We start from the raw sequence: 26,565 nt of genomic DNA on the forward strand, positions 1-26,565 counted from the left end.
GGATACCTTGCTGCCCGCGTGTGGGCACGCCCCGTCCGCCCCTCCGCCCTGCGCCGACACGCCTCCGCCTCCGACCTCCGGGACGGCGAGGCCGCCGGCCCGGAGCAACGGCACCGTGTCGGCGAGGTCGCGTGCGGTGACCGCGAGGCGGATCGAGGTCACGTCCCGCATCGGATGATCACGGTATCCGTCGGAGAGGTACCGCTCGGGGCCCATGTCGCCGGGGTACGAGGGCGGCTCGGTGTGGCCGCGCGGGTCGGCGAAGCACTCCGGCCGGTATTCCATGCCCCAGGCGCCGAGGGCGTCGTACTGGTCGGTGGTGAGGACGGCGTCGAACCACGCACCCGCCGTCCCCGAAGTCCCGCGTCTGGAGGAAGGCGACCGGGTCGGGGACGCCGTGGCGGGGCAGGTGTCGGGTCACCCTGGCCGGGTCGCCGGCGCGTTCGACCGAGAGGCCCGTTCCGCCGGCGCCGAGGGTTCCGTCCCGGCCGCGGACGTCACCGACCCCGAACGGTTCGAGATACGTCTCGTGTCCCATGAGGTAGCGGCCGGTCCAGGTCTCCCCGCCCGATCCGGTCGTGGTGCGGACCTGGAAGTCGGCGAAGTCCCGCAGGTAGGCGGAGTGCTCGACGGCGTCGGCGGTCTCGCGGTCGAAGACACCGTAGGCGTGGTTGAAGAACAGCGGTTGCCGACCGGTCGGCGTTCTGTTCCCGTCGGCCGACGCGGCGCTCGTGGCGCCACCGGCCGAGAAAGGTCAGGGCCGCGACCGGGACGAGGAGGACGCGCACCACACGGCGAAGCGACATGGGGGGTGATCGTAGGTCGCCGAGCGCGGCTTCCCCGGCCTTCGCGCCGCGCCCACCGGACCGGGCGGGAGCGGCCCGGTCAAACGGGTGGCCGCGGCGGCCGGTGAGGGGGCCATGGCGATCCGCCTCGTACACGAGCACCGGGAGAAGAAGGGCAACCTCGTCCGCACCGCCGGACTCGAGCGGCCTCGACGGTGGCGGGCCGGCCCGTGGCCCGGCACTGACCCTTCCGGGACGATGCCGACCCTTCCGGGATGACGCCGACCCTGCCGGGACGGACCGGGAGACGATCTGCCGTACCGCCGGCACCTGCCGGCGGGGGCGGTGTGTCACGCGGCGTCGGCGCCGCCTCGGGGGCATCCTGTGGACACTTGCGGTCGCGGGGGCAGCAGACGAGAAGGGCACAGTCATGCGGGTGTCGCCCCGGAACGTCACGGTCGTGGCCCTCCTGGCGGATCCGGACGCGCCCACGGAAATCGCGGAGCGCATGGCCCGGATGCTTCCCGCGCGGCTCGCCGACAAGTCGGACGGGGGGCGACGGTTCGAGGTCGAGGTGGTCAGTGAGCCCTTCACCGCGGAAACGGAGGACCTGGCCACCCTGATGCGCCGGATCATCGACCGCGGAGAGGCGGAGCCTTGGGACATCGTGGTGGCCCTCACCGACCTTCCGCTGCACTCGCACGGGCGCAAGCTCGTTGTGGACCTGAGCCACGCACACGGCCTGGCGCTGCTGTCCCTTCCCACGCTGGGGGGTTGGCGTCTGCCGACGAGGGCCCGGCGGGTCGTGGAAGAAGCCGTGCTCGGCCTGGCGCGTGCGCGGGCCACCGGGGCGGAAGGACCCTCGCAGGCTCCGCCGCTGCTGGGGGCCTTCGCCGGTCGTCTCGCGCCCATCCGCCCGGGCCCGGTCGGTGAGGAGGAGACCGCTGATCTCCGGTACGTCGTCAGCGGGCCGCGCGGTTACCTGAGGGTGCTCGTCGGCATGGTCCGCGCCAACCGGCCGTGGCGCCTGGTGCCGGGCCTGTCGAAAGCCCTGGCTGCCGCACTCGCCACGGGAGCGGTCGCCACCGTGAACTCCACCATCTGGAGCCTGTCCGAGTCCCTGAGCGTGCCGCGTCTCGTGATCGCCATGGTCGGGTCCGTCGCGCTCATGATCGGCTGGCTGATCGTGGACGCGCAGCTGTGGCATCGATCGGCGGAGGCCTCCAGAGAGGCGAGGCAGAGGGCGAGGCTCTACAACGCCTCGACGATCATGACCGTGGGTATCGGGGTGCTCGTCTGCTACGCGGGACTGATCGTCATCAACTTGGTGTTCGCGCTGTTCATCCTCACCGACCAGGTGTTCACCTCCGTGACGCGGACCCCCTTGCACGGCACGGAGTACTGGACGTTGTCCTGGTTCGTCGCCTCGGTCGCCACGGTGGGCGGCGCGCTCGGATCGGGCTTGGAGAGCGACGAGGCGATCCGGGCGGCCGCCTACTCCAAGCGCGAACAGCAACGTCGCCAGATGATCCTGGACGACGACGGTGACTAGAAGAAGCCGAGCTTCTTCGGGGAGTAGCTGACCAGCATGTTCTTCGTCTGCTGGTAGTGCTCCAGCATCATCTTGTGGGTCTCGCGGCCGATGCCGGACTGCTTGTAGCCGCCGAACGCCGCGTGCGCGGGATAGGCGTGGTAGCAGTTCGTCCAGACCCGGCCGGCTTGGATGGCGCGGCCCGCGCGGTAGGCCGTGTTGATGTCCCGGGTCCACACTCCGGCGCCCAGGCCGTACGCCGTGTCGTTGGCGATCCGTACCGCGTCGTCGAAGTCACGGAAGGAGGTCACGGACACCACCGGACCGAAGATCTCCTCCTGGAAGATCCGCATCCGGTTGTCGCCCTCGAAGATCGTCGGCTGTACGTAGAAGCCGCCCGCCAACTCGCCGCCGTATCGCACGCGCTCACCGCCGGTGAGGATCTTGGCACCCTCCTGCCGGCCGATCTCGACGTACGAGAGGACCTTCTTGAGCTGCTCCTCCGAGGCCTGGGCGCCGATCATCGTTCGGGTGTCCAGGGGGTGGCCCGCCTCGATCAGTTCCGTGCGGGCGACGGCGGCGTCGAGGAAGTCCCCGTAGCGTCCGTGCTCGATCAGCGCGCGCGAGGGGCTGGTACATACCTCGCCCTGGTTGAGCGCGAACATGGTGAAGCCCTCCAGCGCCTTGTCGCGCAGGTCGTCGTCCGTCGACCAGATGTCGTCGAAGAACAGGTTGGGGCTCTTGCCCCCGAGTTCCAGGGTGACCGGCTTGAGGTGCTCCGCCGCGTACCGCATGATCAACCGCCCGGTGGAGGTCTCCCCCGTGAAGGCCACCTTCGCCACGCGTGGGCTGGAGGCGAGCGGCTTCCCGGCCTCCTCCCCGAAGCCGTTGACGACGTTGACCACGCCCGGAGGCAAGAGGTCGGACACCAGGCTCAGCCAGTAGTGCACGGAGGCGGGAGTCTGCTCCGCCGGCTTGAGCACCACCGTGTTCCCGGCCGCCAGCGCCGGCGCCAGTTTCCACACCGCCATCAGGATGGGGAAGTTCCACGGGATGATCTGCGCGACGACGCCGAGCGGTTCGTGGAAGTGGTAGGCGACCGTGTCGTCGTCGAGTTGGCTGAGCGCCCCCTCCTGGGCGCGCAGGGCACCGGCGAAGTAACGGAACTGGTCTATGGCCAGCGGCAGGTCCGCGGCCAGGGTCTCGCGGACCGGCTTGCCGTTCTCCCAGGTCTCCGCGACCGCGAGGGCCTCCAGGTTCCGCTCCATCCGGTCCGCCACGCGCAGCAGGATCGCGGAGCGCTCGGTGACCGACGTGCGGCCCCAGGCGGGCGCGGCCGCGTGCGCGGCGTCCAAAGCGCGCTCGACGTCCTCGGCGGTGCCGCGCGCGACCTCGGTGAAGGTCTGCCCGTCGACCGGTGAGGGGTTGCCGAAGTATTCGCCCCGGGCGGGCGGTACGTACGCGCCACCGATGAAGTGGTCGTAGCGGGACGCGTACGACATGAGGGCGCCCTCGGTACCGGGCGCGGCGTAACGGGTCATGGTTCCTCCCCTTGCCGGGCGCGGGCCGCCGTCGGCCGGCGCTCGGGGGAAGGGTAGGGGCGGGGAGGTTGCGTCGACGTTGCACGGACGCCGACTTCCCGGTCCCCCGCGTCCGGCACCGGTCACAGACCTGCGTCGCGGGCCCGGACGCCGGGGAGCGACTCCCGCCGCACGAGCAGCCGGGCCCGACCGTCGGCGACGGCGACCACCGGGGCCCGTCCGACCAGGTCGTAGCCGGAGGCCATCGAGAGCCGGTAGGCGCCGGCCCGGGACCGCCGCCAGGTCACCGGGGCACCCCTCGCGGGAGTTCGGCGCCGGCGGCGATCACGTCACCCGCCTCGAAGTGCCGCCCACCACGGTCTCCCGGTCGGACGGGGCGGACGAACGGCGTCCGATCAGCCGGGGCGCTACCGCACCCCTACGGGGCGGGCCGGCCGGGATGGTGCCGACTCGCCGGCCGCGCGGACGTCGAGGCCCAGGGCTTCCTCGTCCACCCGGCGCACCAGGGCGCGGCAGAGGAACGCCTTCGCCGCGCAGAGGACGTCGGCGTCGGGCAAGGCCCGGCGGTGGCGGCGGCAGCGTGCGCGCACCTCGCCTCGTCCAGGACGGCGGCGGGGGTGCCGAAGCGGTCGGCGATCTCGGCGAGTGCGACTCCGGCGACGGCGAGCCCGCCGCCGGGGAGCCGGGTGGCCGAGGCGGGCCACACGGACAGGCCGTCCGGGGCGGCCGGGAGGGGCCAGGGCGGTACGTGCCGGGTGGTCATGGCGTGGGTGTCCCTTCTCCGCGTGCGCGCCGTCAGCCGATCCGCGGGACGGGGGCCGCCCCCACGGGTTCCGCGTCCACGCGGGCCGGGAACGCCCCGACGGGTTCGGCGGCCGGGGCCGCGTCGCATGCGCGGACCCCCGCCTCGGAGGTCGCGGCCGCGTCGCGGGGTCCCGGTGCGGAGCGCGGGATGCACAGCAGAGGGTCGACCGTGACGGTGGTGACGCCCAGCGGCCGGACCAGCGCCCGCAACGCGGGTTCGGCGAGTCGCGTCCAGCGCTGGTCGGGGCCGAGGGCGGCGGACAGCCGGTCGGGGGTGGTGAAGCCGACCGCCGTACGGCCGCCGAGGGGCGTACGGAAGACGCGGGCCGCGTACCCCGCGGGTCCCGGCCGGACGGGCACGAAGAGCGGTCCGGCCGGGCCCCGTTCACTGGGTTCGGGGTCTTCGCCGTGCAAGAGCGCTGCCATGGGTTTCCTCCTGGAGGACCCTCGGTGGGATTGCGCCCCGGCGCGGGGAGGCGGTCCGGGGCACTCCCCGACGCTATGCGTGGCGCCCCGGCTCGCGGAGCCCCCTGACGCCGTGTTGACGGCCGACGGTCCGGCCCTGACGGACTCCTTACGCGGGCCGCCGCGGGCGCCGCGGCCCCCGAGGTGCCCCACGCCCCGCCCGTCCGACCGGGCGGGGCGTGGGGCCCTGCCCGGCGAGACGTCATCCGATGCGTCGCCCGGTGCCGGGCCGGCTCAGCGCACTGGCCGGAGCGAGGCCCGGCGACGGTGCTGTCCGCCTGGTGCGGCGCGGGCGCGTTGCCCTCGCAGCGCAGCGGACCGGTGACCTGGTTGGCCACCAGCATCACTCCCCCGGTGTTGGCGCCCAGGTTGACGGGACCCGTGATCCGGTTGCCGCCGCAGGCTCCCGTGTCCCCACCGCCCTCCTCGTCGCCGCCCTCGTCCCCGTCCTCGTCGGAACCGAGCAGCACCCACCGGCGCTGCCCCGCACGCTGACGGGGCGGGTCAGCGTGGACCGGCAGACGGTGAGGGCACGCGCGCCCTCGACCGAGACCGGGCCGGTGATCCCACCGTCCAGGACGGCCGGCGCGCCGCCGGGCCGGAGGGTGACGGGACCCGATTGCCTGCCGCCGGAGGAACGCAGACGGCCTGGTCGGCGCCCACCGTGAGCGGGCCGGAGCGGTTCGACGCGAGGCACGGGCCGAGAACGAGGCGTTGACGGCGCCGCCGCTGCCGCCGATACCGAGCCAATGCGTGACGTCCGTCCCGGCGACGCCGGTCGAGCCGGTGTACTCGATGGAGCCGTCGGGACTCGGCGAAGTACCGTTGATCTTGTTGCCGTTGGACGATGTGCCGGTCGATGGCCTGGTTGACGCCGCCGCCGGCGACGAGGCCGCCGGAACAGTCCGCGTGGGTCGAGATCTCGGCGAAGGCGGCGGCCGGCCCGGACGTGGCTCCGGGCGTCTTGACCGTCACGCTCACGGTGTTGGCGTACGCGGTCGCCGGTATGCCCAGGGCCAGCGCGGCGCCGATGACGAGCGCCTTCCCGGTTGCACGGCGGAGCAGAAGCCCCTTGTTCATGGAGTCTCCCTTGAGGGATGCGCGATGGGGAACGCGGTACGGAAGGGATGTGCGGTGACGCCGTGCCCACGGAGGTGCCGAGCGCGGTCGGTGAGGGCGGGCGGGCCGGTGTGTCGACCCGCGCGGGAAGGGCCACGGGGTGGTGGGGGCGGGAAACAGCCGGTTCGCCGTACTCATCCGCATTGCACCGGCGGGCTCTAACAGGCCCTTAGCGACGCAATTACGGCGCGAATCGAGACTCTCAGGTAGCGAATGCGCTATCTCGCGCCGGCGTCGGATCAGGATGTGACGGAAGTCTGACGTCGCCGCGTCGCCCCTGGTGGCGGGCGCACTTCGGTGGTCCAATCGGCGCGTGAGCAAAGAGCAGATCGGGCCGCCCCCGCCCGGAACCGACCCGCACCCGGACCTGGGCCCCGACCCCGACGGGACCGGCAGCCCGGTCGGCCGGCGGCTGATCCTCGGCATGGTCGGGCTCGGCGCCGCCGGCCTGTTGGCGGCGCCCGTCCTGCAGCGCGGTGTCGAGACCGCGCTCGGCGCGGCCGCCGACAAGGACCCGACGGGGCTCACGGGGCTGCTGCCGAACGGCGGCGGGTTCCGGTACTACTCGGTCGCCTCCTCCGTCCCCGAACGCGGCCCGGACAACTACCGGTTGACCGTCGACGGGCTGGTCGAGCGGCCGGCCACGTACGATCTGGACGCCCTGCGCCGGCTCCCGCAGACCCGCGTGGTCCGGGACGTCCAGTGCGTCACCGGCTGGCGCGTCCCCGGTACGTCCTTCGAGGGCGTTCCGGTGTCCACGCTGCTCGACGCGGCGGGGGTGCGCCCGCAGGCGCGGGCCATCCGGTTCAGCTGCTTCGACGGCGCCTACACGGAGAGCCTCACCCTTCCGCAGGCCCGCCGGGACGACGTGATGGTGGCCCTGCGCATGCAGGACGAACCGCTGGGCCACTCCCACGGCGGGCCGGCGCGGCTCTACGTGGCCCCCATGTACTTCTACAAGTCCGCGAAGTGGCTCTCCGGGATCACCGTCACCGACGAGGTGGAACCGGGCTACTGGGAACGACTCGGCTACGACGTCGACGCGTGGGTCGGCAGATCGAACGGACGCGACGATGCCCCGACCGTCTGAACGAGCCCCGTCCGAACGGCCGCAGGCTGAACGGCCTCGGGCCGACCTCCGGCGCGTACACCGGTTCGGCCGCTCCCAGCGGTGGGTCCACCGGACCACCGCCGCCCTGATGGGCGTGTGCGTGGCCTCCGCCGGGTGCCTCTACCTGCCGCCGCTCGCCGAGTTGGTGGGGCGGCGCCATCTCGTGGTCACCGTTCACGAGTGGTCGGGGCTCCTGCTGGCGGTTCCGGTCCTGTTCGGCCTGGCGTCGCGCGCCGTGCGCGCCGACCTCGGCCGCCTGGGGCGGTTCGGGCCGCACGACCGGATCTGGCTGCGCAGCACGCTGCGCGGGGGGCGGGAGCGGCCGGCGGGCAAGTTCAACGCCGGCCAGAAGCTGTACGCGGGCTGGTCGGCCGGTGCCGTCCTGGTGATGCTGGGCACCGGACTGCTGATGTGGCTGACCGGCCTCGCCCCGCTGGTCCTGCGGACCGGCGCCACCTTCGTGCACGACTGGCTCGCCCTGACCCTGGGCGTCGTCATCGCCGGACACATCGGCATGGCCGTGCGTGATCCGGAGGCCCGGCGCGGCCTGCGCACGGGCTCCGTCGACCGGAGGTGGGCGGAGCGCGAGCATCCGCTGTGGCGGCACGGCGGGTGACGGGCGGCGCTCCCACGACGCCGCCCGCCGCCCGGGCCCGTCAGCTCCCGTCGCGTACCGCGACGATGCCGTTGAACACGCCGACGTAGGCCGTACCGTCGGGACCGAGCGTGATCGGCGCCCAGTTGTTGTCGTAGAGGGGGCCGGTGCCCGTCAGCTGCCGCCAGCGACGCTCACCGGTGCGGAAGTCCACCGCGGTGAGGTACCAGGCGTCGATGCCCCAGGCATTGGGTTCCTTCTCGTAGAAGTAGAGCAGCCCGTTGCCGGTGGACAGTTTGGGTACCACCGAGGGGGAACGGACGGCGCTCTGCCAGACCGTGTCGCAGCCGCTGCCGTCGGGGCGGACGTCTATGCGGCTGACCCCGCCGACGACCGACTTGCCGAGCAGCAGGCTGGTGGGGTTCTCGTAGCCGTAGTTGTTCTCGACGACGATGCTGTTGCCCCAGGTGATCAGGGAGTTGTCGGTGGTGGAGGCACCCGAGCCGAAGACCGGGACCTCGCAGACCAGCCGCCGGTCCGCCGGGACGTCCACACCCCGCCGGTAGACGAGGACGTTCATCCGGTCGTCGGCGTTGTCGGTGATGGCGACGTAGCCGTCACCGAAGAGGTCCGGGGTCGTGCCGGAGCCCTGGTTGACCGACCCGGGCTTGGTTCCGGTCCCCCGGTCGTAGGTCTGGCGCCATTGGATCTCGGGCGTGCCGTCCGCCGCGGCGCGGAAGCTGTACAGCGCGTGATCGCTGACGATGGAGACGCCGTCCCGGGCGACCGAGAAGGAGTTCTGGATCTCCTCGCCGTCGAGGCGGACGGAGCGGATCAGGGAGGTCGCCGGGTCCACGGTACCCACGCGTCCCCGGCGGGTGACCCACCAGATGCGGCCGTCCCAGTCGGGCATCACCGAGGTGACGGGGTCGCAGGTGCCGCTCGGCCACAGGTTGGTCCAGCCGACGCAGTCGTGGGGGACGTGGCCGGTGAGGTCCCAGTCCGCGTCGACGGTGAACTTCCAGCTCCCGTCCGGGTTCTGGGAGTGGGCCAGCCGCAGGACGTGCTGGCGGGAGTCGGCCAGCACGGCGCGGTCCTGGTCGTCCAGGTAGAAGTAGGCGCCGCCCGAGGTGTCCTTGAAGATCTTGGAGAAGTCGAGGGAGGTGATCGCCTCGACGGTCGAGGAGCGCTGCGGGAGCTGGTGTTCGGCCAGGGTGGCCAGGGTTCGCGGATCGAGCAGCTTGACCTTGAAGCCGGAGAAGGTGCCGCAGACGGTCACGAGGCGGCCGGCCTTGTCGAAGGTGGCGGTGGCGCATTCGCCGCCCAGCGTGGCGATCTTCTCGCTGGTGACCCGGGGATTCCTGCCGAGCGGGCCGGACCAGGGCGAGGTGGCGCTGCCCGCGGCGTCGGAGTGCATGCCGCTGCGTCCGTTGGGCGCGAGGTAGGGGTGCTGCGGCGGGGCTTCGCCGGGCAGCGGGACGGCGGTGGCCGGACCACCGTCGTACTGGCTGACCAGGCGGTGGCCGGGGGCCTTGGGTATCTCCTCGGCCTGCGCCGGGGAGATACCGTACATCGCCACGAACACGGCGACGGCGGGGACCACAGCGCAGTTCAGCGCTCTTCGGAACATCCGGGCTTCCTCCATTCCCAACCGTTGTGTTGACACAACGTCTGACATCGCGCCGCCGCCAGACGCTAGGTCGAACGGTCGGAGGAGTCCATGGAGGAGCCGGATGATTCACGAACGCGCAACAGTGGATCACCGCGCGGGACAACGGGGTCGGGAGGTCCCGACGGCCGGGACTGGGTCAGGGGTTCAGGCCGGAGACCACGCTCGCCGTCGCCGCGAGTCCGCTGTGGATGGTCGCGGCGATGCTGCTGCTCGCGAGGTAGAAGCCGAGCAGGACACAGACGAGGGCGTGGGAGAACTTGAGGCCCCCGCCCCGCAGGAAGATCCACGCGAGGACGAGGAGCAGGACGATCACAGAGAGGGAAATCACCATCGAAGCCTCCTTCGGGCGCCGCCATGGTGGCGCAGCCGAGGGGTTCCTCGGGCAAAACACGCGTCCGCCGTACGGGTGTTGACCCTGCGTGACCCGCGCGGGGCCTACGCGGGTCCTGCGACGGGACCCCGGGGGGCGCCCGGGGCTTGCCGGGCCGCCACCCGACGTGCCATATATGTCTAGACCTTTACGAGGCTTGCGGCGGAAGGCGCTCCCCGTGCGAGACAGCGCGCGACACCACCCGGGGCGGACCTCCGCCACGCTCGCCCTGTGTCTGACCCTGGCCGCGTGCTCGGGGGGCGGGGCCGGACCGCCGGCCGCCCCGGTCGGGGTCACCGCCCAGGCCGGCAGCGCGACTTCGGTCCATGTGATGTGGGAGGCCGCCTCCGGGGGGACACCGGTGACGGGGTACCAGCTGTTCGAGGCCGACCGGCTGGTCCGGGACCTGCCCGCGGAGAAGACGATGGTGGACGTCACCGGGCTCAGGCCGCTGACCGCCTACGCCTTCACCGTCCGGGCGAAGGACGCCGCCGGGCACCGCTCCGCCCTCAGCGCGGCCGCCCGGGTCACCACCCCCGCCGCGCGGAGCGAGGACCACCGGGCCCCCACCGCCCCGGCCACCACCACCGGCCGCGCCGACGGTCCCCGCTCGGCCAGGCTCGTCTGGGCGCCGGCGAGCGACGACACGGGCGTGACGGCGTACGACGTCTACCAGGGCGGTGTCCGCGTCCACACGGTCGGCCCCGGCGAGACCTCCACCACCCTGACGGGCCTCCAGCCCGGCACCCGCTACGAGTTCACCGTCCGGGCCCGGGACGGCTCCGAGAACACCTCTCCCGACGGGCCGGTCGCCGAGGTGACCACGGCCCCCGCCCCGGAGCGGGGGCCGGACACCGCGCCGTCCGACTTCACGGCGCTGCCGTCCCCGGGCGTCGTCGCCCTGTCCTGGACCGCGCCCGACATCGGGCGCCAGACCGACGAATACCAGCTCTACGTCAACGGACAGCCCGTCACCGTCATCCGGTTCGGGGCCGGCGCCGTTCCGCGCGGAAAGGTGGAGTACCGGCTGACGACCACCGAGCCGGCGGGTACGGTCTGGTCCCTGAAACTGCGGGCCAGATTGCCCGACGGCACCTGGGGCGCCTTCACCCCGGAGCGACGGACCGCCCTCGCCGGTTGAGCGACCGGCTTGAGATCCGGTGGTGATTCTGGCGCGAACGGCATGGCCACGAAAGAAGATCACGCACAATACATCCGTGTTCGGTGAGTACTCGGTCAACAACAATCAGGCACACTCCGCAGGTGGCGCGCCTGGGCCAGACTTCCGCGCCGTGCCGGGAAACCTGCCGCCGGAGTCGGCGGGGTTCATCGGACGGGAGCGCGAACTGGGGGAGCTGCGCGGGTTTTTGGACCTCCGTCGGCTGGTCACCATGACGGGCGTGGGCGGCGTCGGCAAGTCCCGGCTCGCCCTGCGCGCCGCGGCGACCGGCCGGCCCCGGCGCGACGGGGTCTGGTGGGTCGAGCTGTCCCCGTTGCGCGATCCGGGTCTGCTCAACACGACCGTGGCGCACGCCGTCGGGCTCGCGGACCACACCGCGCGCCCCCTCGACGAGGAACTGTGCGCGTGGATGGCCGACAAGGAACTGCTCCTGGTCCTCGACACCTGCGAGCACCTGATTCCCGCGTGCCGCCACCTCGTCGGCGAACTGCTGCAATCCGCGCCCGGGCTGACGGTGCTCGTCACCTCGCGCGAACCGCTGGGAAGCCCCCGCGAGTTGGTCTTCGAGGTGCGCCCCTTGCCGTACGGGGAACCGGACAGCGACGCCCTCGCCCTGTTCCGCGCCCGCGCCGTCGCCGCGCTGCCCGCGGCCGCCGAGGCGTTCCGCGATCCCGAACGAGCTTTGCTGGCCGCCGAGGTGTGCCGCAGGCTGGACGGCATCCCGCTCGCCCTGGAGCTGGCGGGGGCGCGGATGCGGACGTGGACGCTGGAGCAGATGGTGCGGCGGCTGGACGCCCGGTTCGAGGTGCTGACCGACGCCCGGGCGCTGCTGCCGCGCCACCAGACCCTGCGGACCGCGATCGGCTGGAGCCATGAGCTGTGCGAGCCGGTGGAGCGGTTGCTGTGGGCCCGACTGTCCGTGTTCACCGCCGACTTCGACGTGGCCGCGGCCCGGGCGGTCTGCGCGGGCGGCCCGCTGCCCGCCGCCCGGGTGGAGCGCGTGCTGGCCGGGCTGGTGGCGAAGTCCGTGGTCCGGCGGATCGAGGAGCGAGGCTCGGGCACCCGTTACCGGATGCTGGACACTATCCGGGAGTACGGGCGCGACTGGCTGAGCGAACTCGGGGAGCTGCGCGCGGTCGCGGACCGGCACGCCCACTGGTACGCGGCGCTGTGCCACGCGGCGGAGCGGGGCTGGATGGGACCGGGGCAGGTCGACTGGTACCGCAGGATGAGCGCAGAGCACGCGCAGGTGCGCACCGCCCTGGAGCACCTGCTGCGCACCGATCCGGCGGCGGCGCAGGAGATGGCCGGGGCGCTGTGGTTCTTCTGGGCCGCCTGCGGGCGCGTCCACGAGGGCCGCGGCTTCCTGGAGCGGGCGCTCACGGCGGGTCCGCGCAGCGGGCCGGCGTACACCCGGGCGCTGTGGGCGCTGGGGTTGACGGCCCTGGCCCGGGGCGACATGGACGCGGCGGTGGAGCTCGGTCGGCGGTGTGCCCTGGAGGCGTCCCGGCTCGGCGACCCGGAGCCGGAACTGCGCGCCGCCTACCTGCGCGCGGTGGCGGTGATGATGCCGGGCGATCCGGTGGGGGCGCTCGGGCTGGCGGGGCCCCGGGCCCGGGCCGCCCGCGGCGGCCGGCCGGACGGGACGGGGTGGCTGCTGTGCCGGCTGGCCACCGGCTACGCGCTGTGCGACGAGCGGCGGTTCGAGGAGGCGGCCGAGGAAGCGCGCGGTCTGCGCGAGGCGTGCGCGGCGCTCGGTGAGAGGTGGTTGCGCGCCTACGCCGACTACCTCCTGGCCGTGGCGGCGCTGGGCGTCGGCGACCACGGGGAGGCGGCCCGACACGCCCGGGCCATGCTGTCCGGAAAACGGCTGCTGGGAGACCGCTTCGGCATCGCGCTCGGCCTGGACCTGCTCGCCGCGGCCGTGGCGGGGCTGGGCGACGGGGAACTGGCGGCGCGGCTGCTGGGGACCGGGCACGCCTGGTGGCGCACCGTGGGGCGCCCGCAGATGGGCTCCCCCTCGCTGACGGCGCTGCGCGACGAGGGAGAGCGGCGGGCCCGCGCCGCGATCGGCGACGCGGCGTACGAGAGCGCCTTCCGGGGCGGCGCGGCGGCGGCGACCGCCTGAGCGCGCGCCCGCGGACGCCCCGGGTCCCGGACCGGCGGCGGACGGGCCGCCGTCAGTACGGGAGGGGTCTGCCCGACGGGGTCCGCAGGTCCAGGTCTCGGGGGGCGGGCTTGGGGACGGGCTTGCGGATCAGCTGCTGGCGCATGCTGCCTCCTGGCTCAGACCAGGGCCGGTCGGCGGGGTTCCACCGTGCGGCCGTCGGGGAGCAGCTCCCCGGTGTCGTCGAACACCACCAGACCGTTGCAGAGCAGGCTCCATCCCTGTTCGGGGTGGAAGGCCACGGTGCGGGCAGCGTCGTGGTCGGCGCTGTCGGCGGACGGGCAGGGGGGCTGGTGGGAGCACATGGCGCACCTCCTCGCAGTGTGGGGCGGGAGGGCCGGTGGTCACCCGGTCGAATCCGCGATCCACGGTGGCGGTGAGTATTACCGATCGCCGCCCCCTGACGGAACCCATATTCGCGGTCGAGTTCAGGGTGTGTATGCCCGATTACCATGCGCTCATGCCACTGATCCGGATCGTTCACCGCACCTCCCTCCCGGCGGCCGAGGCCTGGCTGAGGCTGACGGACTGGACGCGCCACGGGTCCGAGGTCCCCCTCACCCGCACGACGGTCGAGACCGCGCCGCCCACGCGCGTGGGAACGCGCTTCACGGCGCGCACGGGAGTGGGAAGGGTCACCTTCGACGACCCCATGGAAGTCACCGTCTGGCAGCCGCCTACCGCCGGTTCGGCGGGGGTGGTGCGTCTTGTCAAACGGGGACGGGTGGTCCTGGGGTGGGCGCGGATCGAGGTCCTGCCGCTGGAGCCGGCCGGCGCGGAGGTCCGGTGGCTGGAGGACCTGCGGGTACGGGGGCTCGGGCGGCTCTTCGACCCGGTCGTGGCGCACGCCGGGCGGCTGCTCTTCGGCCGTGCCCTCGCCCGGTTGCTGCGTTCCTGACAAGGGAGGCTAGGGTTCCGTGATCACCTCGCCCGGGTGATCCCGTCACGTCTCCAGGGGGACCTCCATGGCCACTCCGCCACCACCGCAGCAGGGCGCCGCCCCGCACAACCCGTACGGCACGCCGCCGCAGCAGGGCGCGGCCCCGCAGCACAACCCCTACGCCATGCCGCAGCAGCCCCAGCCGCAGGGGGTTCCGTACGGCAACCCCTACGCCGCCTACCAGCAGCAGCCTCAGCCCCGGCAGCCCCACCAGGCCGGGTACGCCTGCCGCTTCTGCGGGGCCCAGCCGGCAGCGCCGGGCACGGTGCGGGGACACCAGGGCATGGTGTTGATGATGCGGTTCCTGAGCACGCACGGCCCGTTCTGCCGGGACTGCGGCACCTCCATCGTGCGCGACATGTCGGCGAAGACCCTGTGGCAGGGCTGGTGGGGCCCGGCGTCCTTGTTCATCACGCCCCTCACGGTGCTGGTCAACCTCGTGCCCCGCTCGGCGTTCCGCAAGCTCGGCCCTCCGGTGGGCGGCTTCCGGCCCCCGCTCGACCCGGGCAAGCCGCTCTGGCAGCGCCCGCCCGCGCTGATCATCGCAACGCCGATGGCCTTGATCGCCCTGTCCATCGTCGCGCTGATCGTGATCGGCGCCGCGACGAGCTGAACGACGGCCGCCCCCGTCCCCGCGCGCAGGCGCGGGAGTGCGGGGGCGCGCGCAGGGACAACCGCGGCCGGGGCACGCCTAGCGAATGGGCATGTCCGAGATCGTGCGGGCGATCACCAGGCGCTGGATCTCGCTCGTGCCCTCGAAGATGGTGTAGATCGCGCTGTCGCGGTGCATGCGCTCCACGGGGTACTCCCGGGTGAAGCCGTTCCCGCCGAGGATCTGCACGGCCTGGGCGGTGACCTTCTTGGCCACCTCGCTCGCGAAGAGCTTGGACATCGAACCCTCCGCGGAGGTGAACGGCTTGCCCGCGACCGCCATCCAGGAGGCCCGCCACACGAGCAGCCGGGCCGCGTCGATCTGCGTGCGCATGTCCGCGAGTTGGAAGGCCACCCCCTGGTTGTCGATGATGGGGCGGCCGAACTGGCTACGGGTCTTCGCGTAGTCGAGGGCGACCTCGTAGGCGGCGCGCGCCGTGCCGACGGCCATGGCGCCCACCGCCGGGCGCGAGGCCTCGAAGGTGGCCATGGCCGCGTTCTTCACCCGCTCGCCGCCCGCCCTGGCCCGCTCGTGGGCGCGCGCGAGACGCTCGTCCAGCTTGTCCTTGCCGCCGAGCAGGCAGGAGCCGGGGACGCGGCAGTCCTCCAGGACCACCTCGGCGGTGTGCGAGGCGCGGATGCCGTGCTTCTTGAACTTCTGCCCCTGTGACAGTCCCGGCGTGTTCGGCGGGACGATGAAGGAGGCGTGCCCCTTCGTCTCGAGTTCCGGGTCGACCACGGCGACGACGATGTGGACGTTGGCGATGCCGCCGTTGGTCGCCCAGGTCTTGGTGCCGTTCAGGACCCACTCGTCCTTGGCCTCGTCGTATACGGCGCGGGTGCGCATGGCCCCCACGTCGGAGCCGGCGTCCGGCTCGGACGAGCAGAAGGCGGCGACCTTGACGTCGGTCGCGTCGCCGTACATCTGCGGGATCCAGGTGCCGATCTGCTCTTCGGTGCCGTTGGCGAGGACGCCGATGGCCGCGAGTCCCGTGCCGACGATCGACAGGGCGATGCCCGCGTCACCCCAGAAGAGCTCCTCCATCGCCATCGGGATGCCGAGACCGGTCGGGTCGAAGAACTGCTGGGCGTAGAAGTCGAGGGAGTAGATGCCGACCTTGGCCGCTTCCTGGATGACGGGCCACGGGGTCTCTTCGCGTTCGTCCCACTCGGCGGCCGCGGGCCGGATCACATCGGCGGCGAAACCGTGGATCCAGTCACGCACCTGCTTCTGGTCGTCGTTGAGCTCCATGGTGAACTCCGCCATGTCCCCTCCAGCTGTCTCGCGTACCCGTGCCGCCACCGGCAGGCCGTTACCTGCGGTAACCAGCCACGGCGCCCCAGTCTGTTACCGGCGAGTAAGCACTGTCAAGCCGAGCACCGACCGCCCAGCGGGCGCCGCCGGGTCGATCGTCAGGGTGTGCGGGGTGTTACGTTGCGTGGGCGGCACGCACATCGCAAGGGCGGGGAGAGAAACACGTCATGGAGACCACGCAGCAGGCCGGCGAACCGGGATCGGCCGAGCGCCGACGGCGGGAGCTGCTCGAAGCGGCCGACCGCGTCGTGCTCAGGGACGGCCCCAAGGCCTCGATGAACGCCATCGCGGCGGAGGCGGGCATCACCAAGCCCATCCTCTACCGGCACTTCGGCGACAAGGCCGGCCTCTACCAGGCGCTCGCCGTCCGCCACACCGACGCCCTGCTCGACTCGCTGCGCGCCGCGCTGGACGCACCCGCCGAGCGTCGCAGCCGGGTCGAGTCCACCCTCGACACCTACCTCGCGGCCATCGAGGCGCGACCGCAGGTGTACCGGTTCCTGATGCACCCGGCCGAGGACTCGCAGTCCGCCGAGCGCGGTTTCGACGTCGGCCTGCACTCGGCCCCGCTGCTGCGCCGTCTCGGCGAGGAACTGGCCCAGGTCATCGGCGAACGCGTCGACCTCGGACCGGGCGGCGAACGCCTGGCCCGGGTGTGGGGTCACGGCATCGTCGGGATGATGCACGCGGCGGGCGACTGGTGGCTCGGGGAACGCCCCTGCGAGCGCGCCGAGTTGGTGGCGGGCCTCACCGACCTGCTGTGGGGGCGCCTGGCCACCGCCGGCAACCGCGTGGGCGGACCCGGCTTCTGAGCACGGCCCGGGTACGGGAGCGGCCCGGACGCGCCTCGCCCGCGACCGGGCGCGGCCGGCGTACGGCCCCGGACCGGCTCCCGTCAGGCCTCGCGACCGGCTTCGGCGAGCCCCCGCGCACCCCACGCCGTCTTGCCGATCGCACGTCGCAGCCGGCGCGCCCGCAGCCCGGTGACCCGGTCCGCGTAGACGGTGCCGTCCAGGTGGTCGCACTCGTGCTGGAGGCAGCGCGCGAAGAACCCGGTGCCCGAGATCCGCACCGGCGCTCCGTCGGAGGTGACCCCCTCGACCACCGCGTGGTCGAAGCGGACCGTGCCGGCCTCCAGACCGGGCAGCGACAGGCAGCCCTCGGGACCGAGGAACTCCTCTCCGTCGGCGCTCACCAGACGGGGGTTGACCACGTGTCCGACGTGGCGGACGTCCTCGTCGTCGGGGCAGTCGTAGACGAACACCCGCCGGCCCACCCCGATCTGGTTGGCGGCGAGGCCGACGCCGTCGGCCGCGTACATCGTCGCGAACATGTCCTCGACGAGCCGGTCGAGAGCCGGTCCGAACTCGGTGACCTCGGCGCACGGCGAGTGGAGCACCGGATCGCCCAGCAGGCTCATGGTGCGGACGAGTCCGGTGGTACCAGGGATGAGGCGCTGTCGCATGGCCGTAAGCGTACGACGGGCGAAGATATGAGCAGATCCGCGCCGCCCCTGGGGCGCCGCGGTCAGGGCCCCGGCCGGTACTGGATAGGCTGGGGCCGACCGACGCAAGGAGGACAAGGGACGATGGCAGGCAACACGGAGCCGCTTTCGCCGCGGGCCAAGCTGGCCGTGACGGCGGGCAAGGCCGCGGCGGCGGTGTCGCGGGCCGCGGGACGCGGAAGCGGATCGGTGATCGGTGGCAAGGTCGCACTCAGGCTGGACCCCGATCTCCTCGGCGCGCTGGCGCAGCATCTCGACGTCGTCCTCGTCTCCGCGACGAACGGCAAGACCACGACCACCCGGCTGATCGCCGAGGCCCTGCGGGCCAGCGGTCCGGTGGTCTCCAACGCACTCGGCGCGAACATGCCGGCCGGCATCACCTCCGCCCTGGCGGGAGGCTCGGACGCCAAGTACGGCGTCATCGAGGTCGACGAGAAGTACCTGGCCGGAGTGGCCCGGGACGTCACCCCCAAGGTGATCGCCCTGCTCAACCTCTCCCGCGACCAGTTGGACCGCGCCGCCGAGACCCGCATGCTCGCCGAGAAGTGGCGCGAGGGGCTCCAGGGCTCCAAGGCCGTCATCGTGGCCAACTGCGACGACCCGCTGATCGTGTGGTCCGCGTCCTCCTCGCAGAACGTGGTCTGGGTCGCGGCCGGCCAGGAGTGGAAGGACGACGCCTGGTCGTGCCCCTCCTGCGGCGGTGTCATGCAGCGCCCGGGCGACGACTGGTTCTGCGGCGAGTGCGGCTTCCGCCGTCCCACCCCCAGCTGGGTGCTCTCCGGTGACCACGTACTGGACCCGCACGGCAGCGCCTGGCCGATCCATCTCCAGCTGCCCGGCCGCGCCAACAAGGCCAACGCCGCCACCTCGGCCGCCGTGGCCGCCGTGTTCGGCGTCCCGCCGCAGGTCGCGCTGGAGCGGATGTACCAGGTGCAGGCCGTCGCCGGCCGCTACGACGTGGTCTCCTTCCAGGGCCGTGAGCTGCGGCTGCTGCTCGCCAAGAACCCGGCGGGCTGGCTGGAGACGTTCTCGCTGATCGACCCGCCGCCGACGCCGGTGATCCTTTCGGTCAACGCGCGCGGCGCCGACGGCACGGACACCTCCTGGCTCTGGGACGTGGACTACCCGCGCCTGGCCGGGCACCCCATCTTCGTGATCGGCGACCGCAAGCTGGACCTCGCGGTCCGCCTGGAGGTCGCGGGCCTGGACTTCCGGGTCTGCGAGACCCTGGACGAGGCCGTGCAGCTCGCCCCGCCCGGACAGATCGAGCTCATCGCGAACTACACCGCCTTCCAGGACGTGCGCCGCCGCGTCGGCAACTAGTACTCATACCTCCAGAGGACACAAGAGCATGAGCGACAACAGCCTGCGTCTGGTGTGGGTCTACCCGGACCTGCTCAGCACGTACGGAGACCAGGGCAACGCCCTCGTGGTGGAGCGCCGGGCGCGCCAGCGCGGCCTGGACGTGCAGCGCGTGGACGTGCGCAGCGACCAGCCCATCCCCACCTCGGGCGACATCTACCTGATCGGCGGCGGCGAGGACCGGCCGCAGCGCCTGGCGGCCGAGCGCCTGCTGCGCGACGGCGGCCTGGAGCGGGCCGTCTCGAACGGGGCGATCGTCTTCTCGGTGTGCGCCGGGTACCAGATCCTCGGCAACGAGTTCGTCAACGACGTGGGCGAGCGCCAGCAGGGCCTGGGCCTGCTGGACGTGGTCACGGTCCGCGGCGAGGGCGAGCGGTGCGTCGGCGACGTCCTCGCCGACATCGACCCGCGCCTGAACCTGCCCCCGCTGACGGGCTTCGAGAACCACCAGGGCGTCACCCACCTCGGCCCGACGGCCAAGCCGTTCGCCCGCACCCGGCTGGGCCGGGGCAACGGCACCGGCGACGGCACCGAAGGCGCGTACAACGACACCGTGTTCGGCACCTACATGCACGGTCCCGTGATGGCCCGCAACCCGCAGATCGCGGACCTCCTGCTGAAGCTGGCCCTCGACGTGAACGCGCTGCCGGGCCTCGACGACCGCTGGTACGAGGCGCTGCGCGACGAGCGCATCGCGGCGGCCACACAGCCCGCGTAACGCGTCCGTCACGCCCCGTTCGGCCCGGATTCCCCTTGGGGGGTCCGGGCCGACGTGCGTTCCCACGACGGATGTGACCAGCATGTGGAGGATGGTTCAGTCCAGTGGGAATCCGCTTGTAGGCTGGCGGTCAGTACCAACCGGACGACGTGGTCCGGTCGTCGGCCCACGTTGCAAAGGTTCTTCCTGCCATGCGCATTGGTGTGCTCACTTCCGGAGGCGACTGCCCCGGCCTCAATGCCGTCATCCGCTCCGTCGTGCACCGCGCCGTCGTCGACCACGGCGACGAGGTGATCGGCTTCCACGACGGCTGGCGGGGTCTGCTGGAGTGCGACTACCGCAAGCTCGACCTGGACGCCGTCAGCGGCATCCTGGCCCGCGGTGGCACCATCCTCGGCTCCTCCCGCGTCCAGCCCGCGCATCTGCGCGACGGCGTGGAGCGGGCCCGCGGGCACCTCGCGGACCTCGGTCTCGACGCGATCATCCCGATCGGCGGCGAGGGCACCCTCAAGGCGGCGAACCTGCTGTCCGAGGGCGGCCTGCCCATCGTCGGCGTCCCCAAGACCATCGACAACGACATCGCCTCGACCGACGTGACCTTCGGCTTCGACACCGCCGTCGGGGTCGCCACCGAGGCCCTGGACCGACTGAAGACCACCGCCGAATCCCACCAGCGGGTGATGGTCGTCGAGGTCATGGGCCGGCACACCGGCTGGATCGCGCTCCACTCGGGCATGGCGGCCGGCGCGCACGCCATCGTCGTCCCCGAGCGACCCTTCGACATCGAGGAACTGACCGCGATCGTCGGCGAGCGGTTCTCGGCCGGCAAGCGGTTCGCGATCGTCGTGGTCGCCGAGGGCGCCAAGCCCGCCGCGGGCAGCTCGATGGCCCTGGAGGCCGGCGGCACCGACATGTACGGCCACGAGCGGTTCGCCGGCATCGGCAACCGGCTCGCCGTCGAGCTGGAAGCCCGCCTAGGCAAGGAGGCCCGTCCGGTGATCCTCGGCCACGTGCAGCGCGGCGGCACGCCGACCGCGTACGACCGGGTCCTGGCCACCCGCTTCGGCTGGCACGCGGTGGAGGCCGCGCACCGGGGCGAGTTCGGCATGCTGACCGCGCTGCGCGGCACCGACATCGTGATGGCGCCGCTCGCCGACGCGGTGCGGACCCTCAAGACGGTGCCGGTCGAGCGGTACGACGAGGCGGAGACCGTTCTGTGATGTTTCCCCCCTTGTGATGCCGCCCCCGGACGCTTCGGCGTCCGGGGGCGGCACTACTGTGGTGGAGCGCCACAGTCAAGGGAGTGAACAGATGGATCACAGCGGTCACGGCATGGACATGAACATGGACATGGACATGGACCTGCCGCCGTTCACCCTGGGGCGCGGGCTGGAGTTCTCCTTCGACGCCTTCTTCCTGATCGGCTCGGTGCTGGGCCTGGCCCTGTACCTGTGGGGCGTGACGCGGCTGCGCCGGCGCGGTGACGCGTGGCCGGTGGGCCGGACCGTCTCCTTCACCGTCGGCGTGCTGACCGTGGCCCTGGTGACGTGCACCAAGCTGAACGACTACGGCATGGTCATGTTCAGCGTGCACATGGTGCAGCACATGGTGATCAGCATGCTGTCCCCGATCCTGCTGCTGCTCGGCGCCCCGGTGACGCTGACCCTGCGCGCGCTCGCGCCGGCCGCCCGGGGCGTCAAGGGACCGCGCGAGCTGTTGTTGATGCTGCTGCACAGCCGCTACCTGAAGGTGATCACGCACCCGGCCTTCACGATCCCGTTGTTCATCGCCAGCCTGTACGGCCTTTACTTCACCCCGTTGTTCGACTTCCTGATGCAGAGCCGGGCCGGGCACATCGCGATGATGGTGCACTTCCTGGCCGTCGGCCTGATCTTCTTCTGGCCGATCATGGGCGTGGACCCGGGTCCGCACCGTCCCGGTTACGTGATGCGGATGCTGGAGCTGTTCGCGGGCATGCCCTTCCACGCGTTCTTCGGCATCGCGCTGATGATGGCGACCGAGCCGATGATCAAGACCTACAAGGACCCGCCGGCCTCGCTGGGCGTCGACGCGCTGCTCGACCAGCAGTGGGGCGGCGGCATCGCGTGGGCCTTCAGCGAGATCCCCTCGGTGCTGGTGCTGATCGCGCTGGTCTATCAGTGGTACCGCTCGGAACAGCGGGCCGCGAAGCGCTCGGACCGGGCGGCGGAGCGCGACGGGGACCAGGAGCTGGAGGCGTACAACTCGTATCTCGCCTCCCTCCAGGGGCGTGGCCGGTAGCGCTGCGGCCCCTCGCCGCGCCACCATGGGGCATGAGCGGATCCGTTAAGGCGATGGCCGTGCTGACCTTCGGCTCCTTGGTGGCCGTCGCCGCGTACTCCGTGGTGCTCGGCAGCAACGGCTGGCTGTGGTTCGTGTGGGTGCTGCTCGGCATGCTGACCGCCGGGCTGGCCGCCACGCGGCGCACGTGACACTCCCCCCTCGCGGGCAGGCTCCCGGTGTCGGCGTCCGCCGTGCCCCCAGGCACCCGGCGCGCCGCACTGACCTGTCCGCCGGGTGAAGGGAAACGGCCGGTGTTCTACCACCTGCTCAAGCACGTGCTGCTCGGCCCGCTGCTGCGGTTGCTGTTCCGGCCGCGGATCGAGGGCCTGGAGAACATCCCGCCGGAAGGCGCGGCGATCATCGCCGGCAATCACCTGTCGTTCTCCGACCATTTCCTGATGCCCGCGATCCTGAAACGCAGGATCACCTTCCTGGCGAAGGCCGAGTACTTCACCGGCCCAGGGGTCAAGGGGCGGCTGACGGCCGCCTTCTTCCGCAGCGCCGGGCAGATCCCGGTGGACCGTTCCGGCAAGGACGCCGGACGGGCGGCGCTGCGCGAGGGGCTCGGGGTGCTGGCCAAGGGCGAGCTGCTCGGCATCTACCCGGAGGGCACCCGCTCGCACGACGGCCGGCTGTACAAGGGCAAGGTCGGGGTGGCGGCGATGGCGCTGGGCGCGGGTGTGCCGGTCGTGCCCTGCGCGATGGTCGGCACCTTCGAGATCCAGCCGCCCGGGCAGAAGATCCCCAACATCCGGCGGGTCACGATCCGTTTCGGCAGGCCGCTGGAGTTCTCCCGGTACGCGGGGCTGGAGGGCGAGCGGGCGATCCTGCGGGCCGTCACCGACGAGATCATGTACGCGGTCCTGGAGCTGTCCGGCCAGGAGTACGTCGACCGGTACGCGACCGAGGTGAAGGCGGAGGAGGAGCAGGCACGGAAGAAGGCCCGGCGCAGGACGCGCTGAGCCTTCTTCCGTACTCCGTGCTCCGTGCGGCCGCCGCGTGATACCGCGGCGGCCGCCGCGCTCGGTGCTGCCGGGGTCCTAGCGGACGGCCGGGAGCTCCTCGCGCGGGGCGAGCTCGGCGCCCTGGGACCGGGCCGCCGACTTGGCGGCGGTGGGGGCCGGGGCGACCGGGGCGGCGTGCGGTCCGCACGTCACGTCCTGGTCGTCGACCTTGCCGGTCAGCAGGTAGCCCTCGACGCGGGTGTTGATGCAGGGGTTCACCAGGCTGGTGACACCGTGCGAGCCCGCGCCCTGCTCGGTGATCAGGCGGGAGCCGCCGAGGCGGCGGTGCATCTCGACGCCGCCCGCGTACGGGGTGGCCGCGTCGCGCTCGCTCTGGACGACGAGGACCGGCGGCAGACCGCGCTTGGCGCTCGCGCCGACCTCGATCGGGGTGCCCTGCTTGGACTTCCAGGTCGCGCAGGGCAGGTTCATCCACGCGTTGGACCAGGTCAGGAAGGGGTACTTCTTGTTGAGCGCGGTGTTGTCCCGGTCCCACTTGGCCCAGCTGGTGGGCCACTTGGCGTCGGCGCACTCGACCGCGGTGTAGACGGCGTTGCCGTTCTCCGTGGCGATGTTGCCCTTGATGTCGGAGAGGTCCGGGGTGACGGCGTCGATCAGCGGCTTCTCGTCACCGGCGACGTACGCGCTCAGGGCCTGGGCGGTGGGAACCCAGGAGGAGTCGTAGTACGGGGCGCTCTGGAAGAAGCCGATGAGCTCCGCCGGACCGGCCACGCCGCCGAGCGGGTTGGCCTTGGCCTTGGCGCGCAGTTCCAGCCACTTGGCCTCGACCTTGGCGCGGGTGTCGCCGATGTGGAAGACGCCGTCGTTCTTGGCGACCCAGTCCTCCCAGTCGTTCCAGCGCATCTGGAAGGCGACGTCCTGCTCCAGGTTGGCCTGGTACCAGATGTTGTCCTGCTCCGGGTTGACCACGCTGTCGACGATCATGCGGCGCACGTGGCCCGGGAACAGGGTCGCGTAGACCCCGCCGAGGTAGGTGCCGTAGGAGACGCCGAGGTAGTTCAGCTTCTTCTCGCCGAGCGCGGCCCGGATGACGTCCAGGTCACGCGCGGTGTTCGGCGTGGTCATGAACGGCAGCATCTCGCCGCTGCGCTCCTTGCAGCCGTCCGCGTACTCCGCGGCGAGCTTGCGCTGGGCGCGCTTGTCGGCCTCGTTGGACGGGACCGGGTCCGCCTTCGGGACCTTGACGTACTCCTGCGGGTCGACGCAGGAGATGGGCGCCGAGTGGCCGACGCCGCGGGGGTCGAAGCCCACGAAGTCGTACGCCTTGGCGGTGTTGACCCACAGCGGCGACTTGGTGGTGGTCCGGCGCGGGAAGCGCATGCCCGAACCGCCCGGGCCACCGGGGTTGTAGACGAGGGCGCCCTGGCGCTCCTCCTTGGTACCGGTGCTCGTCGCGCGGTCGACGGCGAGCTCGATGGTCTTGCCGTTCGGCTTGGCGTAGTCGAGCGGGACCTTCACCCAGCCGCACTGGATCGGCTTCTCGAAGCCCCAGTCGGCGGGGCAGTCCTTCCAGTCGATCCCGGCGCGGGCCGCGCGGGCGGCGGCGACCTGGACGCCGATCGCCTCGTTGTAGCCGTTGTCGCCGCCGGAGGCCGGAGCGGCCTCGGCGGTCGGGGCGAGCAGCAGGCTCGCCGCCAGTGCGCCGGTGATCAAAGTAGCGGCGCTCCCCAGCGCCGCGGTGCGTATCACGTGGTTGTTCCCCCTGCGTCATCTGCCGTAGCGGGCAGCCGTATTGGTCGTATCCGGTCATCGACGTTGCAGGGGGATCTTTGCGCCTGACCGGGACCGGGCGACAGAGCACGGTCCGGTTCTTTGCCAACCCGATATGCGGACGGGGGTGTACCGCTGAGCGGTGTCCGGTTCGCCCCTTGTCCGCCCCGCCGTCACCAGCCGTACGTCGCGCAGGCGGTGTCGAGCAGTTCCCGCAGGCGCAGCGCGTCCGGGGCGAGAGCCGTCACCAGCACGGCCGGTCCGGCCAGCGGGGTCACCGCCGCGAACTCGCCCAGTACCGCCGCCGTCGGGGGGCTGTCCGCGAACGCCGAATCCACCACCAGGAGTTGGCCGAGCGCCCGGTGGCCCGCGAGTCCCGCCGGGCCGTCCCAGCCACCGGGGGCCCCGGGTCCGCAGGCCAGCTCCTGGTCCAGCAGCGGGCGGCCGTCGCGGGAGACGGTGATCCGGCTTCGGAGCAGCCCGGGGGCCTCCCCGACGCGGCCGAGCACCTGCTCCTCGCGCAGCAGGAGCCGGGCGGTGGGGGCGAGTTCCACCCGGGTGCGCACGCGCAGGTCGCTGCCGCGTACGGAGACCAGCGGTTCCGGCAGCCAGCGCACCGCCGCCTCCTGCGCCAGCGTCAGCCGTACGTCGTACCGTGCGGGCGCCCCGCCCCGGCCGGGCAGCGCGAGGGTGGCCGCCGCCGAGCGGAGCCCCAGTCGGGCCCCCGGTCCGGCGTCGGCCTCGACGCTCAGGTGGTCGCCGCCGAGCGGCGCGCTCATCGCGCCGACCAGCATGACCCCGGCCTCGCCGGCCTCGCCCCTGGTGCGGCGCAGGGCGAGCGGGCCGTCCCCGACCAGCAGTGGCAGGGCGGTGCCGCCCCGGCCGTCGGCGACGGCGGCGATCCGGGCGGTGGCCGTCAACCCCGCCGCCGCGGTGGCCTGCGGTGCGAGGAGGGGCGCGCTGGTCACCGTACGGACCAGGCGGCGATCCGCCCGCGCACCCAGTCGGCCACCGGGGTGACGCCCTCGGGTCCGCGCAGGGACTGGAACGCCACGGGCAGGTCGCCGCGCTGCTCGGCCGCGTCGCGGGCCATTCGGTCCAGGTCGGAGCCGACGTAGGGGGCGAGGTCGGTCTTGTTGACGATGAGCAGGTCGGCGGTGGTGACGCCGGGGCCGCCCTTGCGCGGGATGTCGTCTCCCCCGGCCACGTCGATGACGAAGATCTGGGCGTCGACCAGGCCCCGGGAGAAGGTGGCGGTCAGGTTGTCGCCGCCGGACTCGACCAGGATCAGGTCCAGGGGCGCGGTGTCCCGGTGTGCTTCCTCCAGTTCCTCGACCGCCTCCAGGTTGGCGGAGATGTCGTCGCGGATGGCGGTGTGCGGGCAGGCCCCCGTCTCGACGGCGCTGATCCGCTCCGGCGGCAGGACCGCCTCGCGGAGCAGGAACTCGGCGTCCTCGCGCGTGTAGATGTCGTTGGTGACGACGGCCATGGACAGTTCCGCGCGCAGGGCCCGGCAGAGCGCCGCGACGGTGGCGGTCTTGCCGGAACCAACGGGTCCGCCGAGGCCGACGCGCAGGGCGCGGCGCGTGCCGTCGGCGCGTACGGGCTCGGCGCTGTGGGTGTGGCGGTGGGGGTAGCTCCCGCCGTGGTCGAGGTGCATGTTTCTCCTTGGGTGGGG

Annotated in this window: 24 protein-coding genes and 3 pseudogenes; 15 read left to right on the forward strand and 12 right to left on the reverse strand. The window is 72.5% G+C overall.

Annotated elements, in window-relative coordinates:
- Positions 1–39 precede the first annotated feature (39 nt).
- Positions 40–806, reverse strand: a pseudogene (locus tag E6R62_RS40640) (DUF5829 family protein); the annotation flags it as partial.
- Positions 807–839: 33 nt separating this feature from the next.
- Between E6R62_RS40640 and E6R62_RS40645 the strand changes: the two are divergent.
- A pseudogene (locus tag E6R62_RS40645) lies at positions 840–1,064 on the forward strand (hypothetical protein); the annotation flags it as partial.
- Positions 1,065–1,215: 151 nt separating this feature from the next.
- The gene (locus E6R62_RS04330; RefSeq protein WP_206308642.1) at positions 1,216–2,337 is read left to right on the forward strand and encodes a hypothetical protein; all 1,122 of its coding nucleotides are present in this window, start codon (positions 1,216–1,218) and stop codon (positions 2,335–2,337) included.
- Here the strand turns inward: E6R62_RS04330 and E6R62_RS04335 are convergent.
- From E6R62_RS04335 to E6R62_RS40650, 3 genes and pseudogenes are all read right to left on the reverse strand, one after another.
- On the reverse strand, positions 2,334–3,857 hold the full coding sequence (locus E6R62_RS04335; RefSeq protein ID WP_136211496.1) for an aldehyde dehydrogenase family protein: 1,524 nt from the start codon (positions 3,855–3,857) through the stop codon (positions 2,334–2,336). The genes E6R62_RS04330 and E6R62_RS04335 overlap by 4 nt on opposite strands.
- 122 nt (positions 3,858–3,979) lie before the next feature.
- Positions 3,980–4,620 (reverse strand): annotated as a pseudogene (locus tag E6R62_RS04340) (hypothetical protein).
- 32 nt (positions 4,621–4,652) lie between these two features.
- Positions 4,653–5,087 (reverse strand): SAV_915 family protein, encoded by a 435-nt coding sequence (locus E6R62_RS40650; protein ID WP_240801461.1) that lies wholly within the window; start codon positions 5,085–5,087, stop codon positions 4,653–4,655.
- Between the two features lie 1,525 nt (positions 5,088–6,612).
- On the opposite strand from E6R62_RS40650, the gene E6R62_RS04355 reads away from it, so the two are divergent.
- Positions 6,613–7,335 carry a molybdopterin-dependent oxidoreductase gene (locus E6R62_RS04355; protein WP_240801473.1) on the forward strand — a complete coding sequence of 241 codons (723 nt, stop codon included), beginning with the start codon at positions 6,613–6,615 and terminating at the stop codon, positions 7,333–7,335.
- The gene (locus E6R62_RS04360; RefSeq protein WP_136211498.1) at positions 7,319–7,972 is read left to right on the forward strand and encodes a cytochrome b/b6 domain-containing protein; all 654 of its coding nucleotides are present in this window, start codon (positions 7,319–7,321) and stop codon (positions 7,970–7,972) included. The genes E6R62_RS04355 and E6R62_RS04360 overlap by 17 nt, the downstream gene beginning before the upstream one ends.
- Before the next feature lie 40 nt (positions 7,973–8,012).
- On the opposite strand, the gene E6R62_RS04365 is transcribed toward E6R62_RS04360, so the two are convergent.
- Both E6R62_RS04365 and E6R62_RS04370 read right to left on the reverse strand, forming a co-directional pair.
- Positions 8,013–9,524 carry a hypothetical protein gene (locus E6R62_RS04365; protein WP_240801474.1) on the reverse strand — a complete coding sequence of 504 codons (1,512 nt, stop codon included), beginning with the start codon at positions 9,522–9,524 and terminating at the stop codon, positions 8,013–8,015.
- Positions 9,525–9,759: 235 nt separating this feature from the next.
- Positions 9,760–9,954 carry a hypothetical protein gene (locus E6R62_RS04370; protein WP_136211500.1) on the reverse strand — a complete coding sequence of 65 codons (195 nt, stop codon included), beginning with the start codon at positions 9,952–9,954 and terminating at the stop codon, positions 9,760–9,762.
- Between the two features lie 217 nt (positions 9,955–10,171).
- Between E6R62_RS04370 and E6R62_RS04375 the strand changes: the two genes are divergently transcribed.
- Together E6R62_RS04375 and E6R62_RS04380 are read left to right on the forward strand one after the other, a co-directional pair.
- Positions 10,172–11,134, forward strand: coding sequence for a fibronectin type III domain-containing protein (locus E6R62_RS04375; protein ID WP_240801462.1), 963 nt, complete (start codon positions 10,172–10,174; stop codon positions 11,132–11,134).
- Positions 11,135–11,285: 151 nt separating this feature from the next.
- Positions 11,286–13,301, forward strand: a complete 2,016-nt coding sequence (locus E6R62_RS04380; RefSeq protein WP_136211504.1) for an NB-ARC domain-containing protein — start codon at positions 11,286–11,288, stop codon at positions 13,299–13,301.
- A gap of 158 nt (positions 13,302–13,459) precedes the next feature.
- On the opposite strand, the gene E6R62_RS04385 is transcribed toward E6R62_RS04380, so the two are convergent.
- Entirely contained in the window at positions 13,460–13,645 is a 186-nt protein-coding gene (locus E6R62_RS04385; protein ID WP_136211506.1) for a DUF5999 family protein, read from the reverse strand.
- 155 nt (positions 13,646–13,800) lie between these two features.
- Here E6R62_RS04385 and E6R62_RS04390 point away from each other — a divergent pair, with 155 nt between their 5' ends.
- Both E6R62_RS04390 and E6R62_RS04395 read left to right on the forward strand, forming a co-directional pair.
- Entirely contained in the window at positions 13,801–14,238 is a 438-nt protein-coding gene (locus E6R62_RS04390; protein WP_136211507.1) for an SRPBCC family protein, read from the forward strand.
- A 67-nt stretch (positions 14,239–14,305) separates the two neighbouring features.
- Positions 14,306–14,893, forward strand: coding sequence for a hypothetical protein (locus E6R62_RS04395; RefSeq protein WP_136211509.1), 588 nt, complete (start codon positions 14,306–14,308; stop codon positions 14,891–14,893).
- Between the two features lie 78 nt (positions 14,894–14,971).
- Here the strand turns inward: E6R62_RS04395 and E6R62_RS04400 are convergent, their stop codons facing one another.
- Positions 14,972–16,198, reverse strand: a complete 1,227-nt coding sequence (locus E6R62_RS04400) for an acyl-CoA dehydrogenase family protein (RefSeq protein WP_136211511.1) — start codon at positions 16,196–16,198, stop codon at positions 14,972–14,974.
- Between the two features lie 215 nt (positions 16,199–16,413).
- On the opposite strand from E6R62_RS04400, the gene E6R62_RS04405 reads away from it, so the two are divergent.
- The gene (locus E6R62_RS04405) at positions 16,414–17,058 is read left to right on the forward strand and encodes a TetR family transcriptional regulator (RefSeq protein WP_136211513.1); all 645 of its coding nucleotides are present in this window, start codon (positions 16,414–16,416) and stop codon (positions 17,056–17,058) included.
- 83 nt (positions 17,059–17,141) lie between these two features.
- Here the strand turns inward: E6R62_RS04405 and def are convergent, their stop codons facing one another.
- Positions 17,142–17,711 carry a peptide deformylase gene (gene def, locus E6R62_RS04410; RefSeq protein WP_136211515.1) on the reverse strand — a complete coding sequence of 190 codons (570 nt, stop codon included), beginning with the start codon at positions 17,709–17,711 and terminating at the stop codon, positions 17,142–17,144.
- Between the two features lie 123 nt (positions 17,712–17,834).
- Here def and E6R62_RS04415 point away from each other — a divergent pair, with 123 nt between their 5' ends.
- The 6 genes from E6R62_RS04415 (at position 17,835) to E6R62_RS04435 (ending at position 23,114) form a co-directional block, all read left to right on the forward strand.
- Positions 17,835–19,073, forward strand: a complete 1,239-nt coding sequence (locus E6R62_RS04415; protein WP_136211516.1) for a MurT ligase domain-containing protein — start codon at positions 17,835–17,837, stop codon at positions 19,071–19,073.
- Between the two features lie 28 nt (positions 19,074–19,101).
- Positions 19,102–19,830, forward strand: coding sequence for a type 1 glutamine amidotransferase (locus E6R62_RS04420; RefSeq protein WP_136211518.1), 729 nt, complete (start codon positions 19,102–19,104; stop codon positions 19,828–19,830).
- A gap of 191 nt (positions 19,831–20,021) precedes the next feature.
- A complete protein-coding gene (locus E6R62_RS04425; protein WP_136211520.1) occupies positions 20,022–21,050 on the forward strand; it encodes a 6-phosphofructokinase in 1,029 nt (342 codons plus the stop codon).
- A 91-nt stretch (positions 21,051–21,141) separates the two neighbouring features.
- A complete protein-coding gene (locus E6R62_RS04430; RefSeq protein WP_136211522.1) occupies positions 21,142–22,110 on the forward strand; it encodes a cytochrome c oxidase assembly protein in 969 nt (322 codons plus the stop codon).
- Positions 22,111–22,142: 32 nt separating this feature from the next.
- Positions 22,143–22,301, forward strand: coding sequence for a hypothetical protein (locus tag E6R62_RS39355; RefSeq protein WP_168713956.1), 159 nt, complete (start codon positions 22,143–22,145; stop codon positions 22,299–22,301).
- Positions 22,302–22,403: 102 nt separating this feature from the next.
- Positions 22,404–23,114, forward strand: a complete 711-nt coding sequence (locus tag E6R62_RS04435) for a 1-acyl-sn-glycerol-3-phosphate acyltransferase (protein WP_136211524.1) — start codon at positions 22,404–22,406, stop codon at positions 23,112–23,114.
- A 78-nt stretch (positions 23,115–23,192) separates the two neighbouring features.
- Here E6R62_RS04435 and E6R62_RS04440 read toward each other — a convergent pair whose 3' ends face one another.
- The 3 genes from E6R62_RS04440 to ureG all read right to left on the reverse strand — a co-directional run bounded on the left by E6R62_RS04440 (position 23,193) and on the right by ureG (position 26,547).
- A complete protein-coding gene (locus tag E6R62_RS04440; protein WP_136211526.1) occupies positions 23,193–24,866 on the reverse strand; it encodes an alpha/beta hydrolase in 1,674 nt (557 codons plus the stop codon).
- Between the two features lie 194 nt (positions 24,867–25,060).
- Positions 25,061–25,855, reverse strand: a complete 795-nt coding sequence (locus E6R62_RS04445) for an urease accessory protein UreD (RefSeq protein ID WP_240801463.1) — start codon at positions 25,853–25,855, stop codon at positions 25,061–25,063.
- Positions 25,852–26,547 (reverse strand): urease accessory protein UreG, encoded by a 696-nt coding sequence (gene ureG, locus E6R62_RS04450; RefSeq protein ID WP_136211530.1) that lies wholly within the window; start codon positions 26,545–26,547, stop codon positions 25,852–25,854. Before ureG ends, E6R62_RS04445 begins: the two co-directional genes overlap by 4 nt.
- Positions 26,548–26,565: the final 18 nt, after the last annotated feature.

Origin of the sequence: Streptomyces sp. A1136, assembly GCF_004795055.1 — a bacterium.
In the GTDB taxonomy this organism is placed as follows: domain Bacteria; phylum Actinomycetota; class Actinomycetes; order Streptomycetales; family Streptomycetaceae; genus Streptomyces.

Excerpts from the sequence above, each read along its gene's own strand:
- E6R62_RS04330 (WP_206308642.1), top strand. The coding sequence starts at position 1,216 with ATGCGGGTGTCGCCCCGGAACGTCACGGTCGTGGCCCTCCTGGCGGAT.
- E6R62_RS04390 (WP_136211507.1), top strand. The coding sequence starts at position 13,801 with ATGCCACTGATCCGGATCGTTCACCGCACCTCCCTCCCGGCGGCCGAG.
- E6R62_RS04395 (WP_136211509.1), top strand. The coding sequence starts at position 14,306 with ATGGCCACTCCGCCACCACCGCAGCAGGGCGCCGCCCCGCACAACCCG.
- ureG (WP_136211530.1), bottom strand. The coding sequence starts at position 26,547 with ATGCACCTCGACCACGGCGGGAGCTACCCCCACCGCCACACCCACAGC.
- E6R62_RS04430 (WP_136211522.1), top strand. The coding sequence starts at position 21,142 with ATGGATCACAGCGGTCACGGCATGGACATGAACATGGACATGGACATG.
- E6R62_RS04425 (WP_136211520.1), top strand. The coding sequence starts at position 20,022 with ATGCGCATTGGTGTGCTCACTTCCGGAGGCGACTGCCCCGGCCTCAAT.
- E6R62_RS04405 (WP_136211513.1), top strand. The coding sequence starts at position 16,414 with ATGGAGACCACGCAGCAGGCCGGCGAACCGGGATCGGCCGAGCGCCGA.
- E6R62_RS04415 (WP_136211516.1), top strand. The coding sequence starts at position 17,835 with ATGGCAGGCAACACGGAGCCGCTTTCGCCGCGGGCCAAGCTGGCCGTG.
- E6R62_RS40650 (WP_240801461.1), bottom strand. The coding sequence starts at position 5,087 with ATGGCAGCGCTCTTGCACGGCGAAGACCCCGAACCCAGTGAACGGGGC.
- E6R62_RS04365 (WP_240801474.1), bottom strand. The coding sequence starts at position 9,524 with ATGTACGGTATCTCCCCGGCGCAGGCCGAGGAGATACCCAAGGCCCCC.
- E6R62_RS04335 (WP_136211496.1), bottom strand. The coding sequence starts at position 3,857 with ATGACCCGTTACGCCGCGCCCGGTACCGAGGGCGCCCTCATGTCGTAC.
- E6R62_RS04360 (WP_136211498.1), top strand. The coding sequence starts at position 7,319 with ATGCCCCGACCGTCTGAACGAGCCCCGTCCGAACGGCCGCAGGCTGAA.
- E6R62_RS04400 (WP_136211511.1), bottom strand. The coding sequence starts at position 16,198 with ATGGCGGAGTTCACCATGGAGCTCAACGACGACCAGAAGCAGGTGCGT.
- E6R62_RS04370 (WP_136211500.1), bottom strand. The coding sequence starts at position 9,954 with ATGGTGATTTCCCTCTCTGTGATCGTCCTGCTCCTCGTCCTCGCGTGG.
- E6R62_RS04420 (WP_136211518.1), top strand. The coding sequence starts at position 19,102 with ATGAGCGACAACAGCCTGCGTCTGGTGTGGGTCTACCCGGACCTGCTC.
- E6R62_RS39355 (WP_168713956.1), top strand. The coding sequence starts at position 22,143 with ATGAGCGGATCCGTTAAGGCGATGGCCGTGCTGACCTTCGGCTCCTTG.
- def (WP_136211515.1), bottom strand. The coding sequence starts at position 17,711 with ATGCGACAGCGCCTCATCCCTGGTACCACCGGACTCGTCCGCACCATG.
- E6R62_RS04385 (WP_136211506.1), bottom strand. The coding sequence starts at position 13,645 with ATGTGCTCCCACCAGCCCCCCTGCCCGTCCGCCGACAGCGCCGACCAC.